Here is a 13,398-nt window from a genome sequence, read left to right on the forward strand (position 1 = left end):
CGGCCGGAGAACCGGCACCCGGGCCGCACCACCGGACGGGGACGGCCCAGCCGCCGCGGCTCCGGCGGCGCCGGCACCGGTCTGAGCGCCGTTTCCCAGGCGATCAGCACCGAAGGCGTGGACGTGCGGGGCTCCTACGTGGCGGCGACAGGACTTTGCCGGGCCCTGGTGCGCGGGATGGTGGCCGGGCAGGCTAGTTTGCTCGGGTGAGTCTCCTTGATGATGTGGCCGAGCGCGACGGCTGGCTGTGCTGGGTATGTGACGAACCGGTCGATCCCGACGAGTCGGTGAACGACCCGCGAGGGCCCAGCGTCGACAGCCGGACCGCCGACCGGAAGACCAAGGTCGCCGAGCGGCTGGCGCACCGCGGGTGCAACTCCCGCAAGGGCGCGGTCAAGGTGGTCATCGCCTGGCCGGAGCGCCTGTACGTGGTCGAACCCGCGCCGCTGATCACCGTTGCCGGGAGGCTGGAGCGCAAGGCGGGCCGCGAGATGGTGGGCCGTTGTCCGACCAGGCGGGATGCCCAAGAGGCGGCGGACTGGCTGGTGGACCGGTTCTCCCGACTGGTACCGGGGCTGCCGATCACCGCCGGCATCGAGGCGGGCGGCGGCCAGTTCCTCGTCATCCTGACCGCCGGCCGGCGCTGACCGGGGATCACCGGCGCCCACTCGCCTCTCGCTGAACCGTCGGCCCCACGTCGACCCGTCCAGGCACGGGCGCAGCTCGCTGTCCGACGCTGCGGTCACTCTCCGTCGCCGTCGTGGGAGGCTGCGGCAGGGGCGTCGGGCGGGCCGACACCGCTGACCGTGTGAGTGGCGGACCAGCCGGTGTCGTCGCGGTTGGCCGGGCAGGGCCCGCCGCCGTGGCTGCCGCGCGGGAAGATCCACATGGGCTTGCCCTGGGTGCTGGGCGCCGGAGCGTGGCTGGTGCGCCAGGTCGGGTGGCCCCAAGCGCGCCCAACGCGACGCTGTTGTCGCGCTCACCCGCTGACAACGGTCAGAGGAAGCCGGTTCCCAACTGGTCCCGAAAAGACCAAGGGCCGGTTTCGGATTTCTCCGAAACCGGCCCTGATCTGCGACTGTCTCCAGTCGGGACGACAGGATTTGAACCTGCGACCCCTTGACCCCCAGTCAAGTGCGCTACCAAGCTGCGCCACGTCCCGATGCGTTTCCTCCCGGTTGCCCCGGGTGGCCGCGCATGAGAAACATTACCTCACTCCGAGGACCGCAACGACGCCCGTGCCTGCTGGGCGCGGGTCTCGAGGCCTTCCGCTCCGCAGGACATGGCCATCTTCTGGGCTCTGGCCAGTTCCCGGGGCGAACGGATCGCGAGCCCGTAGTCGAACCGGGCCAGCGCGTGCTCGTACGCGGACGTCGTCGGGTTCGCCTCCAGATGGCGGACCGCTTCGGCCAGCAGGTGCTCCGCCTCCTCCGCCGGTGCGAAGAGGGCCACGCAGCGCAGCGCCTCGCCGATCGCGGTGTCCGTCCCGAACCGCTCGGCATGGACGCGTGCACCGGCGGCGAGCCGGGCGCCGCGCGCAGGGTCCACGTCGACCAGGGCACGGGCCAGATCGCAGGCCCAGGGCGCCCACACGACGTTGAAGCGTTCGCGCGCCTCCATCGCCGCCCCCGCGGCTTCGAGTTCGGCGATGGCCTCCTTCAGACGGCCTTCGGCGAGCAGCAGCCGGCCGCGGACGCACGGGCCGTCGGGCAGCACCATGGCACTCGGGTACGGCGCGGCGAAGTCGTACCGGTCGGCGACCAGCCGGGCCTCGGATATCCGGCCGCGCGCCACCAGCGTGTCGATGAGCAGACAGGCCGCGTCCCAGTGGACGGGCAGCCCGCTGCCGACACGGTCGGCGAGGCGCAGTCCCTCGCGCAGGAAGCCCTCGGCCTCCGCGAGACGCCCGCGCCGGCGGTGGACGAGCCCGAGGAGTGTGTGCGCGAAGGCGAGGTGCGCACCGCTCCAGCCGGAGATCTCGAAGGCCCGCACGGCTTCGCCGAACAGTTCTTCCGCACGGTCGAGCTCGTCCGTGAACGCGTAGGTGATGCCGACCAGGGTGGGGAGTTCGAACCCCCACTCCGTGTCGGTCCAGCCGAGGCCGCGCGTCGGGTGTCCGTCGATGAGGGCTCGTTCGCACAGGTCGATGACGAGCTGCGCGTTCTCGCCACGGAGCATGGCGTCGAAGGCGCGCAGGATCAGCAGGGCCCGTTCGGCGTTGTCCCGGCCGGTGAGATGGTCCGCGTTGCGGGAGAGCCTGCGCGAGCGGGCGGGCCCGTCGTCCTCGACGGCCTGCATTCCCTCCCACAGGAAGTGCCCGGCCTGCAGTCGCATCAGACCAGGGCCCGGGGCGGTACGGGACGCCTCGGCGGCGAGGGAGATCGCCGCCTCCTTGAGCTGGTTGTTGTGGGCGAGCGCTGCCGCGATCCGGAACGTGGCGTCGATCCGCAGATCGTCGCCGAGCCCCGGCATGTCGAGGGCCGAGCGCAGGTGCCGCACCGTGGTGGGCGGCGAGCTGAGCAGCGTGGCGCAGCCCAGCTCGTACAGCAACGCCGCCTTGTCCTGGGGACGCGGCGGCTCCTCCAGCGCCCGTTCGAGGCAGCGCCTGGCCGCTTCGGGTGCACCGACGGCAAGGTGCTGGCCCGCGGCTTCGCGGAGCTGCGCGACCAGTTCCTGATCGTCGTCCGGGTGCACTTCGAGGAGGTGGCGGGAGGCCGCGGCGGCGCCGAGACCGGCCCGGGTGATCGCCCAGGCGGCCCTGCCGTGGAAGGCGGTGCGCGTGGCCGGCGGAATGGAGCGGTACACGGCGGTCGCGATCAGCGGATGGACGAACTCCAGCGGATCGAAGCCGCTGACGATACGGGCGTCGCGCAGCCGTGCCGTGCAGTCCGCGGCTTCCGCCGAGCTCATTCCGGCGAGGGTCGCGGCCACCTCCTGGGAGATGTCGGTGCCGAGGACGGCGGCGGCCCAGGCGAAGCGGTTGGCGTTGGTGCCCAGCCTTTCCAGCCGCGCCACGAGCCCGCTGCCGCGCGCGGAGGCACCCAGCTCGCGCAGCAGGCCCGCCGATTCCTCGACCGGTGGCAGCTCACGGTCCTGGGCCTTGGCGACGAGTTCGACGGCCTCGTACGGGTTGCCACCGGTGACGGCCCACACCTCGCGGCAGAAGGGGTCGTCGGCGTGCTCACCGAGTCCGGCGCGGACGAGTTCGGCCGTGGCGTCCGGGGTGAGCGCGCGCAGGGCGACCCGGACGAGCCCGTTGTACCCCGTGGGCTCGGTTTGCGCGGCGGTGAGGGAGGCGTTGCGCTCGGCCAGCTCCTGCGGACGGTGGGCCTGGACGACGAGGACCGGCAGTTCACTCAGGCGCGCGGTGAACGAGGCGAGCCAGGCGAGGGATTCGCCGTCGGCCCAGTGCGCGTCGTCCACCATGAGCAGCAGCGGCCGGTGGCTGAGCCGGGAGGCGAGCCGGCCGACGACATAGTCGAGGCCGTCGCGGACACCCTGCGGGTCGGGCTGGGGTCCGGTCGGCTCGGCGAGGCCGAGCGCGGGTGCGGTGATCTCGTACCAGTCGCCGAACAGGGCGCGCCTCTCGTCCTCGGGGAACTGGTCCAGCGCGGGCTGCAGCAGTTGGCGTACGACGTGGAACGGTACGGAGGTGACGGTCTCGCCGCCTCGTGCGGACCAGACGGTGCACCGGCCGGCGGCGATGTTGCGGACCTCGGCGAGCAGGGCTGTCTTGCCGATGCCCGCCTCACCACTGAACACCAGCAGCCCACCTGATGCCTGGGCGCCGCACAGGGCGTCCACGGCTTGTGCGGCAGCGGCGAGTTCCGGCTCGCGCTCGTACAACGGCCGGGACGGCTTCATGCCCACCCTTCCCAAAGTCCGGCAATGACGACTGCCGAGACTAGTCGGGCGGAGTGCCTCGCGGACAGGGTTCTGAGGAGTTCCTCGCAGGTGCGAGGCACAATTGGACCGTGGACGAGACTCGTAGGGACCGCGATTCCGAAGGCCGGGCGCGCAGCGCACGCCCCCGGGACGGGCTGGGGCGCCCCCTGCCCTACGGGGCGCCGGGCGTTGAACGGCAGCCCGAGGGCGTGGTGCGCACGCCCGGGGAAACGGTGCGGGAGGCACAGCGGCTGCTGGACGCGGGCATGCCGTTCCACGCGCACGAGGTGTTCGAGGACGCCTGGAAATCGGGTCCTGACGCGGAACGCGAGTTGTGGCGCGGCCTGGCCCAGCTCGCCGTGGGCCTCACCCACTGCGCCCGGGGCAACGCGTCGGGCGGGGCCCGGCTGCTGCGCCGCGGAGCGGCCGCGATCTCCGCCTACCTGGAGCCACGTCCGCACGGCCTGGGCATCGGCGCCCTGATCACGTGGGCCGAGGAGCTGGCCGACCGGGTGGAGGCGCGGAGCCGGAAGGCGGTGGACGCCGCGGTGGAGGCACCCCGGCTCCGCCCGTAGACCTGCCCGGTGCCGTCCCCGGGCGAACCGGTGAGCGATTACGATCCGTCGTCATGAGCACTTCTGACGGGGACCAGCACGAAGAGCGTGACCAGGGCACGGACACGGACGCACCGATATCCGAACGGGTCTCCGCCGACAACAGACTGACTCCCCGTCAGGCTCGCCATCTGCGTATCGCCCTCTCTTCTGCGGGCATGGCGGCCATGGCCGTGGTCCTGGCCCTGCGCATCGCGAGCCGGTCCTCCGTCCTGGTCGTCGGCGTGTACGGCCTGGCGCTCATCCTCTGCGGAATCGTGATCGAACTCAGCAGAAACGGCCGCACCCGCCTGGCCACCTGGCTCCTGGGCACCGGGCTGGTGGCGGCGGTGGGCGCGGACTGGCTGCTGATTCCCTGAGCCCGCCCTCCTGGAGCGGGTGTCAACTCACCGTGACGGGGTGTGCGTGCGGGCTGAAGACGTCCGGCAGCCGACGATCGCCGGGGCCTCGCACACGAGTTCGACGTCGGTGAGGGCCTCCACCATGAACAGGGCGAAGTCGATCCGACGCGTGAGGTTGCCTGCGAGGACGGGGTCGCCCACCCGCCGGCTCCAGACCGGCAGGCCCTGGCTCGGTCCCTCTTCGAGGTTGCTTCCTCGTACGACCGTCCAGAGGGTCTCGCTGGCGAACACCCGGCGGCACGCCTCCACCTGGTCGTCGATGTCCCCGATGCGGAGGAGTCGCGCCACGGGGCCGAAGACCTTGGGGAAGGCGCGGAGTTTCAGTGAGTACACGTCCTTGCCGTCGCGGGTGATGTGCCAGCCGCAGGAGAACACCCTCTGCAGGAGTCGAGCCTGCCCTTCGACTCGCCCCAGGATCTGGAGGACGTGGCGGAGTCGATCATCGAGCAGCTGCCCGCCGGCACGTATCCCCATCTCACCGAGATGATCACGGACCACGCGCTGCGGCCGGGTTACGCGTACGCGAACGAGTTCGCGCCCGGGCTCGACCTGATTCTCGACGGGCTGGAGAGGTCCCTCAGAGCGCGGTGACGTGCACGGGCTCACCCTGCGGGTCGATGCGTTCCAGCCACCCCGCGCCCAGGTGGAACGGACGGCCAGGCAGGACGGGCAGCAGGAGTCGTTGCCGGTGCAGTTCGCGGCCGTTCTGGCTGACGACGAGATGTGGCCGAGGCAGACGACGCCCGGTACGCAGGATGAAGCGGCCACCAAGGGGGAGAGCCGCGTCCGGACGGATGCGGTTCGGCGCGGCCCAGAGGAGCGGGGCGTCTGCCTCCAGGGACACCGTGCGTCCGTCGGGCCGGTCCCGGCCTGCCAGGAAGCGCAGTACGGGCACAGCGGCGGCACGGCCTTCGGCCGCGGCGAGACCCGCGCTCTCCGCGGCGTGCAGCAGGTTGCCGACGGCGAAGACGCCGTCCCGGGAGGTGCGGAATCCCGTGTCGTACGCGGGGCCTCGCGTGCCCTGGTCGAGTACCAGCCCGCCACGCCTGGCCAGTTCGTGTTCGGGTACGAAGTCGCCGGTGAACACGACGGTGTCGCACCGCAGGGTCGTGGTGCGGCCGTCGGCGTGGCGCAGCTCCACTCCCGAGAGCCGGGGCCTGCCGGTCAGGCCCGTGACGGTCGCGCCCGTGAGAAGCGGGAATCCGGCGCGTTCGCGGACGAGGGCGGGCAGCGGGGGCGGGGGCTGGTCGGTCACCATGGCGACGACCTCCAGACCGGCGGCACGCAGGGTGTCAGCCGCGGCGTGGCCGACGGGTTCGTTGCCGATGACGACCGCGCGGGTGCCGATGTGCTGTCCGTGGAGGTGGACGGCCCGTTGGAGTTCGCCCGTCGTGTAGATGCCGGCCGGGCGGCTGCCGGGGATCAGACGGGCGCTGCGGGGGCGCTCGCGGGCGCCGGTGGCGAGGACGAGAGCGCGTGCGGTGATCCGTTCGAGCCCTGTGCGACCCGTGGTCTCGACGGTGAGGGGACCGTCCCAGCCGGTGACGCTGACGTGGGTACGCAGGATGGCTCCGGCCCCGGTCGCCGCCGCCGCACACGCGCGGGCGAACGCGGGACCGGACGTTGCGCCTCTCGGACCGGTCGCCGCGCCTCCTCCCGTGTCACGGCCGCCGAATCCGCCGCGGTGGCAGTGGCGGGGCATCCCGCCCGCTTCCCGCTCGCGTTCCAGGACCTCGACGTGACCGGCGCCCGAGGCTGCGAGTTCGGCAGCCGCGGCGAGGCCCGCGGGCCCGCCGCCGACGACGAGTACGTCCACGGACCGTTCGAGCCGGGTCACGGCCGGGCCTCCTCGTACAGTGCGCGGACCGCCGGCCCGCAGGTGAAGCCCTGGCAGCGGCCGTTCCCCGCGCGGGTGCGGCGGCGGAGGCCGTCCGGGGAGCCGGGTGGGATCGTGGAGCACAGGGCGTCGCGGATCTCGCCCAGGGTGACCTGTTCGCAGTGGCAGACGAGGGTGCCGTACGCGGGGTCCGCGGCGATCAGCTCTGCGCTCCGGTACGGGCGGGGGGAAGGCTTCGCCCAGGTTGGGCAGGGTGACCGGAGGGAGTTCGCGCGGTGTGCCGAGTTCGAGCCCTGACTCGGCGAGGAGTCCGGTGACATGCGCGCCGATCGCCATGGAGGCCGTGAGGCCGGTGGAGCGGATGCCGCCGACGGTGACGTACCGGCGGGCCGGATGGTCCTGAATCCGGTAGTCCTCGCTTCCGGTGGCGGCCCGCAGTCCGGCGTAGACGGCGGTCACCTCCTCGTCGAGCAGGGCGGGCAGGATTCGGCGGCCCTTCTCCCGGAGGAGGCCGATGCCGTCCACGGTGGAATCGGTGGCGCTCTTGTCGTCGATCTCCTCGGAGGTCGGGCCGAGCAGCACGTTGCCGAAGACGGTCGGCGCCACCAGGACGCCCTTTCCCGCGGCGGTGGGCACGGGCAGGAGGATGTGGCCGACCAGATCGCGGCCGAGCTTGTCGAAGACGAGGAGCTCGCCGCGGCGCGGGGTCACGGTGAAGTCGTCGTACCCGAAGTGCCGGTCGATCTCGTCGGCGTACAGTCCGGCCGCGTTGACCAGATGACGGGTGCGCAGGATGCCCCGTGAGGTGGTGAGGCGATGGGTGCCGTCTTCGTCCGCCACGTGCCGCACACGGCAGTCGAGGTGCAGGTGGACACCGGCCCTCACAGCCTGTGTGGCGTAGGCGAGCGGTGTCGACCAGGGGCAGATGATGCTCTCGTCGGGGATCTCCAGTGCCCCCAGCGCACCCGGCCCGAGATGGGGTTCGCGTGCCGCCAGATCCTCGGTTCCGAGCATGCGCGCCGCGTGGTACCCATTGCGTTCGGCCTTCGCCAACAGCGCCGGAAGCTGGACCAGTTGCTCTTGGTCCCAGGCGATGAGGAGGGCGCCGACGCGTTCGACGGGGATACCGGTCTCCGCCGCGTAGGTGGTCAGCAGGCGCCGGCCCTCCCGGACGAGCCGGGCTTCCAGCGAGTCGGGGACGGCGTCGAAACCGGTGTGCAGGATGGCGGTGTTGGCCTTGGACGTGCCGTTGCCGATGTCGTGGGAGGCCTCGACGAGCGCGATGCGCAGCCGGTAGCGGGCCAGTTCGCGGGCGATGGCCGCGCCGACGACTCCCGCGCCGATGACGGTGACGTCGTACGGCTCGTCGGCCCCACCGGACCCGGTCGGCTCTCCGGCCCGGGTGATCGTGACCTCGTACGCGCCGTCCCCGGCGGTTTTGGCCGTCATGAGTGCTCCAGCAGCGTGTTCACCGCCGCGCGGAACCGGGCACGGCGTGCCGCCGCCTCGTCCGCGCCGATCCGGGGTTCGTAGAGCGCCGATGGTTCCCACACCGGCAGTGCGTCCGCGACCGACAGGCCGGGATCGAGGCCGAGGCGGGCGACGGCTCCCGCGCCGAGCGCGGTGACATCCGGTCGGCCGGACACTTCGACAGGTCGTTGCAGCAGATCGGCCTGGGTCTGCATGAGCAGTGCCGAGCGGGTGAGGCCGCCGTCGACTCGCAGCACCGACAGGGGGGAGCCGAGGTCGGTGGCGGCGGCGTCGGCGAGTTCGGCGACCTGTGCCGCGATGCCCTCGCACAGGGCGCGCACGAGATGGCCGGCGGTGGTGTCCAGGCCGAGGCCGGTCACCGAGCCGCGCAGGTCGCCGCGCCACCAGGGGGCGGCGAGACCCGCGAGCGCGGGTACGAACGTGACGCCACCGGCATCGGGTACGGACAGGCCGACCGGGTCGAGGTCCGCCGCGCCCGCGATCACTCCGAGACCGGTGAGCCAGCGCACGGCCGAGGCGGCGGTGTAGATCTGTCCGTCGAGGCAGTAGCTCGTACGGCCGGCGAGCCGCCAGGCGACGCAGCTGACCAGGCCGGAGGTGCCACGGCGCGGGGCCTGCCCGGTCTGGGCGAGGAGAAAGACCCCGGTGCCGTACGTGCATTTGGCGGTGCCCGGCTCCAGGGCGTGCTGGGCGAGGAGGGCGGCCTGCTGGTCGACGAGGAGACCGGTGAGGGGGATGTCGGCCCCGAAGGCGGTCGTGGTGCCGACCTGCCCGTCGGCGTCGACGACGGTCGGGAGCCGTTCACCGGTGAGGCCGAAGATCTCCAGTGCGGTGGGCGACCAGTCGACCCGGTCCAGGTCGAGGAGCTGGGTGCGTCCGGCGGTGGACGCGTCCGTGACGAAGGCTCCTGTCAATTGGTGGACGAGCCAGGAGTCGCTGGTGGTGACGACTCCTTCGCGGGTCAGCTCGCGCCGTATCCAGGCCATCTTCGGAGCGGCGAAGTAGGGGTCGAGCGGCAGGCCGGTGAGGTGGCGTAACTCAGCTCCGCGGGGCGCCAGTTCGTCGCAGACCACGTGGGCCCGCCGGTCCTGCCAGACGAGGGCTTCGGTGAGCGGGCGGCCGGTGGCGGGATCCCAGGCGAGGACGGTTTCGCCCTGATTGGCGAGGCCCACGGCAAAGACCGGCTCGGCGGCCTCGTGCAGCGCCTGGCGGCCCGCGTCGAGGACCGAGCCGAGCAGCTCCGCGGGGTCCGCCTCGACCACTCCGCCGGCTCCGTAGCGGGGCCGTACGGGAGCCGAACCGGAACCGATCACGCCACGCTCCGGGCAGATCACCAGGGCCTTGGTGCCGGAGGTCCCCTGATCGACGGCGAGCACCGGGCCTGTCATCACCACTCCAGTCGTACGCAATCCGCCGCAATCGTGATCACTGGCCGTGCCCACACAGAATTGTGCAGACCACGGCTCACGTCAACCCTGGAGCGAACGACCCCTGATCTTCGGCAACTTCCGTGGGTGTCGGGCGACTTGGCCGCCGAACCCCTTAAGATCCGGAAGTCCGCCCCGGGGAGCGCGCGAGATTCTCCATGCTCGTCTCCGACCAACAAGCGGACGCCCCGGGCAGTGCGCTGTCCGGAGCCAGGCCGACCCCCCACGCCTTGAGGACCTATGACGACCAGAGCATGCCCCTTACCGCGGCGCCCGGCGCATCGCCTCGCCTCGTCAGGCCGTACCGGGGCGGGGCGAGCCGATGGCCCCCGCTGAGTTCCGACCGGTCTATCACCCCGCCGGCCACGATCACGGTCTGCGCGGGGCGTTGCAGGAGCTGCGGACCGGACGCTGGCTCTCGATGCGCGATCTGCTGGAGAGCACGCCGGACTGGGCGCTGTGGACCCAGCGGACCCAGGTGCTCGCGACCGCGGCCGCAGGCTCCGATGCCGTCGATGCCTGGCAGGCCGAGGAGCCGCTGAGTGTCGCCGCCATCATCATGCACGCCCGGGTCCTCGTGGAGCGTGCGGTACGCGCCCACCGGGAAGGACACTCCAGGGCGCGCGAGTTGTGGCAGGAGGCGTGGGAGGGCTGCCGGTCCGCCGCGCATGCCACTCCCCCGGACCCCGTGCCGTGGATCTGCCTGCTCGCCCTCGCCCAGCTCGACGAACGGCAGCGGCTGCAGGAACACCGTCTGCCGCCGCCGGGGCCGATGCTCTTCCCCGGCCCCTGGGGTCTGCTCGCCGAGGCGGACAAGCGTGATCCGTACAACCGCGAGACGTACCACCGGATGCTCCAGTTCGTGTACGCGCGCCGGGCCGGCGGGACCCTGTCGGAGGCGGTCGACTTCGCCCAGTGGGCGGCCTCTTCGGCGCCCGACGGCTCCCCGCTCCACGTCCTTCCGCTGTACGTGAGGGTGGAGCGCTACCGCCGCGAGCACGGCCACGAGAAGGCGCTCGACCTCCACTGGGTCACCGAGGACGGCGAACGGGACGCGCAGCGGGCACTGCATCGCTGGTTCCACCGCACGGAGCCCGCCGCCCGGTCGCTCCTCGACCTCAACCACCTGGCGCACGCGCTCTGGGGTTCACTCCAGTTCACCGACGCCGCCCCGGTGTTCCGGGCTCTCGGTCCGTACTACACCTCGGTCCCCTGGGCGTACCGCACCCGGACGCCCGACGACCCCGCGGGGGCGGAGGAGGTGTTCCTGCGGGCCCGCAGCAGATGTCTCACCGCGGCCTGTACTCCCGCCCGCGGCCCGCACGGCTGAGGCGCGGGCGGGCCGCACGGCAGTTTTGCGCACGTCACATCACCAACAGTCCCCCACCGGAGGATTTCCTCATGTCCATACCCGCCCAGACCCGGTCCGGCACCCCGGCGGAACCCCCGAAGGACGAAGAACAGCGGCTGCGGGAACTGGGATACCAACCCGTTCTGGCGCGTCGTATGGGCGGCTTCGGCAACTTCGCGATCAGTTTCTCCGTCATCTCGATCCTGTCCGGCTGCATGACCCTGTACGGCTTCGGCATGTCCACGGGCGGTCCGGCCGTGATGCTCTGGGGCTGGGTCGGTGTCGGGCTGTTCGTCCTGTGCGTCGGCATGGCGCTGGCCTAGGTCACCAGCGCGTACCCGACCTCCGGGGCGCTGTACTACATGGCCGACCGGCTCGGCGGCCGTAAGTGGGGCTGGTACACCGGCTGGCTGAATCTGCTCGGTCTGCTGGGCGCGATCGCCGGAATCGACTACGGCGCCGCCCTGTTCACGGGGGCGCTGCTCAACCTCCAGTGGGGTTTTGATCCGACACCCGGCTCGACCATGGTCATCTTCCTCTGCATCCTGTTGCTGCACGCCGTACTGAACCTGTTCGGGGTACGCCTCGTGAGTGTGCTCAACTCGATCAGCGTGTGGTGGCACCTCGGGGGTGTCGCCGTGATCGTGAGCGTGCTGGCGATCGTGCCGTCGAACCACCAGTCGCCGTCGTTCGTCTTCACCGAGTTCGTCAACGGCACCGGCTGGGAGAACCCGCTCTACGTGGCGGCGATCGGGCTGTTGCTGGCCCAGTACACCTTCAGTGGGTACGACGCCTCCGCCCACCTGTCCGAGGAGACGTCCAACGCCTCCGTCACGGCGGCCAAGGGCATCGTCCGGGCGATCTGGGTGTCCTGGGTGGCCGGTTTCGTCCTGCTCGCCGGTCTGACTTTCGCCATCCAGGACTACGCGGGTACGCAGAACAGTGCGACGGGTGTGCCGCCCGCGCAGATCCTCATCGACGCACTCGGCACAGCGGGCGCCACGGCCATGCTGCTCATCGTCATCGCCGCCCAGCTGTTCTGCGGGAACGCCGAAGTCGCCGCCGCCAGCCGGATGGTCTTCGCGTTCAGCCGTGACAACGCGCTGCCGGGCTCGGCCCTGTGGCGCAAGGTGAGCGCCCGCACGCAGACGCCCGTCCCCGCCGTGTGGCTGTCCGTCTGTGTCGCCGCGCTTCTCGCGGTGCCTTCGCTGTACTCCGCCACCGCGTACGGGGCGGTGACGGCGATCAACGTCATCGGCATCACACCCGCCTACGCCATCCCCATCTATCTGAAGCTGCGGGCCGGGGACCGTTTCGAGCGCGGACCGTGGCATCTGGGCCGCTGGTCCAAGCCGATCGGCTGGATCGCCGTGGTCTGGGTCGGTATCGTCTCCGTGCTGTTCCTGCTGCCGCAGTCCGCTCCGGTGACGCTCGAGTCGATGAACTACGCGTCGATCGCCCTCGTCACCGTGCTGGTCCTGGCGACCGTGTGGTGGTTCGTCGCCCGTCGTTCGTACGGCACTCCGAAGGCGTACGGGAACGCCCGTGAGCAGGCGGAGATCGCCGAGGGCATCGTCTGACCAGGGGACCGCATCCGTCGGGCGGGTTCCTCAGCGCAGCAGCAGATGGAGCCCGCCCAGCACGGTGGCCCCGATGACGAGCCGCTCGAAGAGCGTCTGATTGATCCGGTCCACGCACTTGCGGCCGATGTAGGCGCCCGGAACGACGAAGAGCACCATGCAGGCGTCCAGCAGCAACGAGTGCGCGTCGATGAGACCGAGGCCCACGCTGAACGGCACCTTGGTCACGTTGACGATCAGGAAGAACCAGGCCGACGTGCCGAGGAAGCCGAGCTTGCGGAATCCGGCCGAGAGCAGGTAGAGCGACATGACGGGGCCGCCCGCGTTGGCGACCATGGTCGTGAATCCACCGAGGGCGCCGTAACTCCGGGCCTTGAGCCGTGCGGCGCGCGACAGGCTTCCGGCCTGCTCGTCCTGCGGCGCACGCATACCGTTCCCGGTCGTGCGCCGGCGCCAGATGGTGACGCCCGACATGAAGAGCAGGATCGCGCCGATCGAGGTGCGTACCGCCTCGTCACCGGCCCACATCATGAAGAACGTTCCAGCCACGACACCTACGGCCACGGCGGGGAAGAGCCGGAGCAGCGTCGGCCAGTGGGCGTGGCGCCGGTAGACGGCCACGGCGAGGAGATCACCGGCGATGAGGACCGGCAGCAGCACCCCGGTCGACTCGCGTGCCGGAAGCACGGCTGCGAAGACCGCGAGGCTGATCGTGTTGGCTCCGCTGACGGCCGTCTTGGAGAAGCCTACGAGGGTGGATGCCGCCGCGAGGGCGACCAGTTGCCACAGGGTGAGAGTGTCCATGCCGGATC

At 71.5% G+C, this 13,398-nt stretch carries 11 protein-coding genes, 1 tRNA gene and 2 pseudogenes; 6 read left to right on the forward strand and 8 right to left on the reverse strand.

Translation table 11 applies throughout. From position 1 onward, the window contains the following. The first annotated feature begins 206 nt into the window (after positions 1 to 206). Positions 207 to 647, forward strand: a complete 441-nt coding sequence (locus F0344_RS02440) for a hypothetical protein (RefSeq protein ID WP_185297192.1) — start codon at positions 207 to 209, stop codon at positions 645 to 647. 95 nt (positions 648 to 742) lie between these two features. Here the strand turns inward: F0344_RS02440 and F0344_RS02445 are convergent, their stop codons facing one another. The 3 genes from F0344_RS02445 to F0344_RS02455 form a co-directional block, all read right to left on the reverse strand. Continuing rightward, positions 743 to 889, reverse strand: a complete 147-nt coding sequence (locus F0344_RS02445) for a hypothetical protein (RefSeq protein ID WP_185297193.1) — start codon at positions 887 to 889, stop codon at positions 743 to 745. A 199-nt stretch (positions 890 to 1,088) separates the two neighbouring features. Further along, a tRNA-Pro gene (locus tag F0344_RS02450) sits at positions 1,089 to 1,162 on the reverse strand. A 50-nt stretch (positions 1,163 to 1,212) separates the two neighbouring features. After that, a complete protein-coding gene (locus F0344_RS02455) occupies positions 1,213 to 3,864 on the reverse strand; it encodes an ATP-binding protein (RefSeq protein ID WP_185297194.1) in 2,652 nt (883 codons plus the stop codon). A gap of 110 nt (positions 3,865 to 3,974) precedes the next feature. On the opposite strand from F0344_RS02455, the gene F0344_RS02460 reads away from it, so the two are divergent. Both F0344_RS02460 and F0344_RS36705 read left to right on the forward strand, forming a co-directional pair. Further along, positions 3,975 to 4,460, forward strand: a complete 486-nt coding sequence (locus tag F0344_RS02460) for a DUF309 domain-containing protein (RefSeq protein WP_185297195.1) — start codon at positions 3,975 to 3,977, stop codon at positions 4,458 to 4,460. Beyond that, on the forward strand, positions 4,373 to 4,858 hold the full coding sequence (locus tag F0344_RS36705; protein ID WP_374940055.1) for a hypothetical protein: 486 nt from the start codon (positions 4,373 to 4,375) through the stop codon (positions 4,856 to 4,858). Before F0344_RS02460 ends, F0344_RS36705 begins: the two co-directional genes overlap by 88 nt. 27 nt (positions 4,859 to 4,885) lie before the next feature. On the opposite strand, the gene F0344_RS02470 is transcribed toward F0344_RS36705, so the two are convergent. Beyond that, positions 4,886 to 5,233, reverse strand: a complete 348-nt coding sequence (locus tag F0344_RS02470) for a hypothetical protein (RefSeq protein WP_258049614.1) — start codon at positions 5,231 to 5,233, stop codon at positions 4,886 to 4,888. A gap of 21 nt (positions 5,234 to 5,254) precedes the next feature. Here F0344_RS02470 and F0344_RS02475 point away from each other — a divergent pair, with 21 nt between their 5' ends. Next, positions 5,255 to 5,491 carry a TetR/AcrR family transcriptional regulator C-terminal domain-containing protein gene (locus F0344_RS02475; RefSeq protein WP_185303022.1) on the forward strand — a complete coding sequence of 79 codons (237 nt, stop codon included), beginning with the start codon at positions 5,255 to 5,257 and terminating at the stop codon, positions 5,489 to 5,491. On the opposite strand, the gene F0344_RS02480 is transcribed toward F0344_RS02475, so the two are convergent. The 3 genes and pseudogenes from F0344_RS02480 to F0344_RS02490 form a co-directional block, all read right to left on the reverse strand. Continuing rightward, positions 5,478 to 6,737 (reverse strand): NAD(P)/FAD-dependent oxidoreductase, encoded by a 1,260-nt coding sequence (locus F0344_RS02480; protein WP_185297197.1) that lies wholly within the window; start codon positions 6,735 to 6,737, stop codon positions 5,478 to 5,480. The two genes, F0344_RS02475 and F0344_RS02480, sit on opposite strands and share 14 nt — an antisense overlap. After that, positions 6,734 to 8,186: pseudogene (locus F0344_RS02485) on the reverse strand (NAD(P)/FAD-dependent oxidoreductase). The gene F0344_RS02480 and the pseudogene F0344_RS02485 overlap by 4 nt, the downstream one beginning before the upstream one ends. Continuing rightward, on the reverse strand, positions 8,183 to 9,616 hold the full coding sequence (locus F0344_RS02490) for an FGGY family carbohydrate kinase (protein ID WP_185297198.1): 1,434 nt from the start codon (positions 9,614 to 9,616) through the stop codon (positions 8,183 to 8,185). Before F0344_RS02490 ends, F0344_RS02485 begins: the two are co-directional and overlap by 4 nt. 361 nt (positions 9,617 to 9,977) lie before the next feature. Here F0344_RS02490 and F0344_RS02495 point away from each other — a divergent pair, with 361 nt between their 5' ends. After that, complete coding sequence (locus tag F0344_RS02495) at positions 9,978 to 10,985, forward strand: hypothetical protein (RefSeq protein WP_185297199.1); 1,008 nt, start codon at positions 9,978 to 9,980, stop codon at positions 10,983 to 10,985. Positions 10,986 to 11,056: 71 nt separating this feature from the next. Next, positions 11,057 to 12,586, forward strand: a pseudogene (locus F0344_RS02500) (amino acid permease). Between the two features lie 30 nt (positions 12,587 to 12,616). Here F0344_RS02500 and F0344_RS02505 read toward each other — a convergent pair. After that, the gene (locus F0344_RS02505; protein WP_185297200.1) at positions 12,617 to 13,390 is read right to left on the reverse strand and encodes a sulfite exporter TauE/SafE family protein; all 774 of its coding nucleotides are present in this window, start codon (positions 13,388 to 13,390) and stop codon (positions 12,617 to 12,619) included. Positions 13,391 to 13,398 lie beyond the last annotated feature (8 nt).

It is taken from the genome of Streptomyces finlayi, assembly GCF_014216315.1.
GTDB classification, from domain to species: domain Bacteria; phylum Actinomycetota; class Actinomycetes; order Streptomycetales; family Streptomycetaceae; genus Streptomyces; species Streptomyces finlayi_A.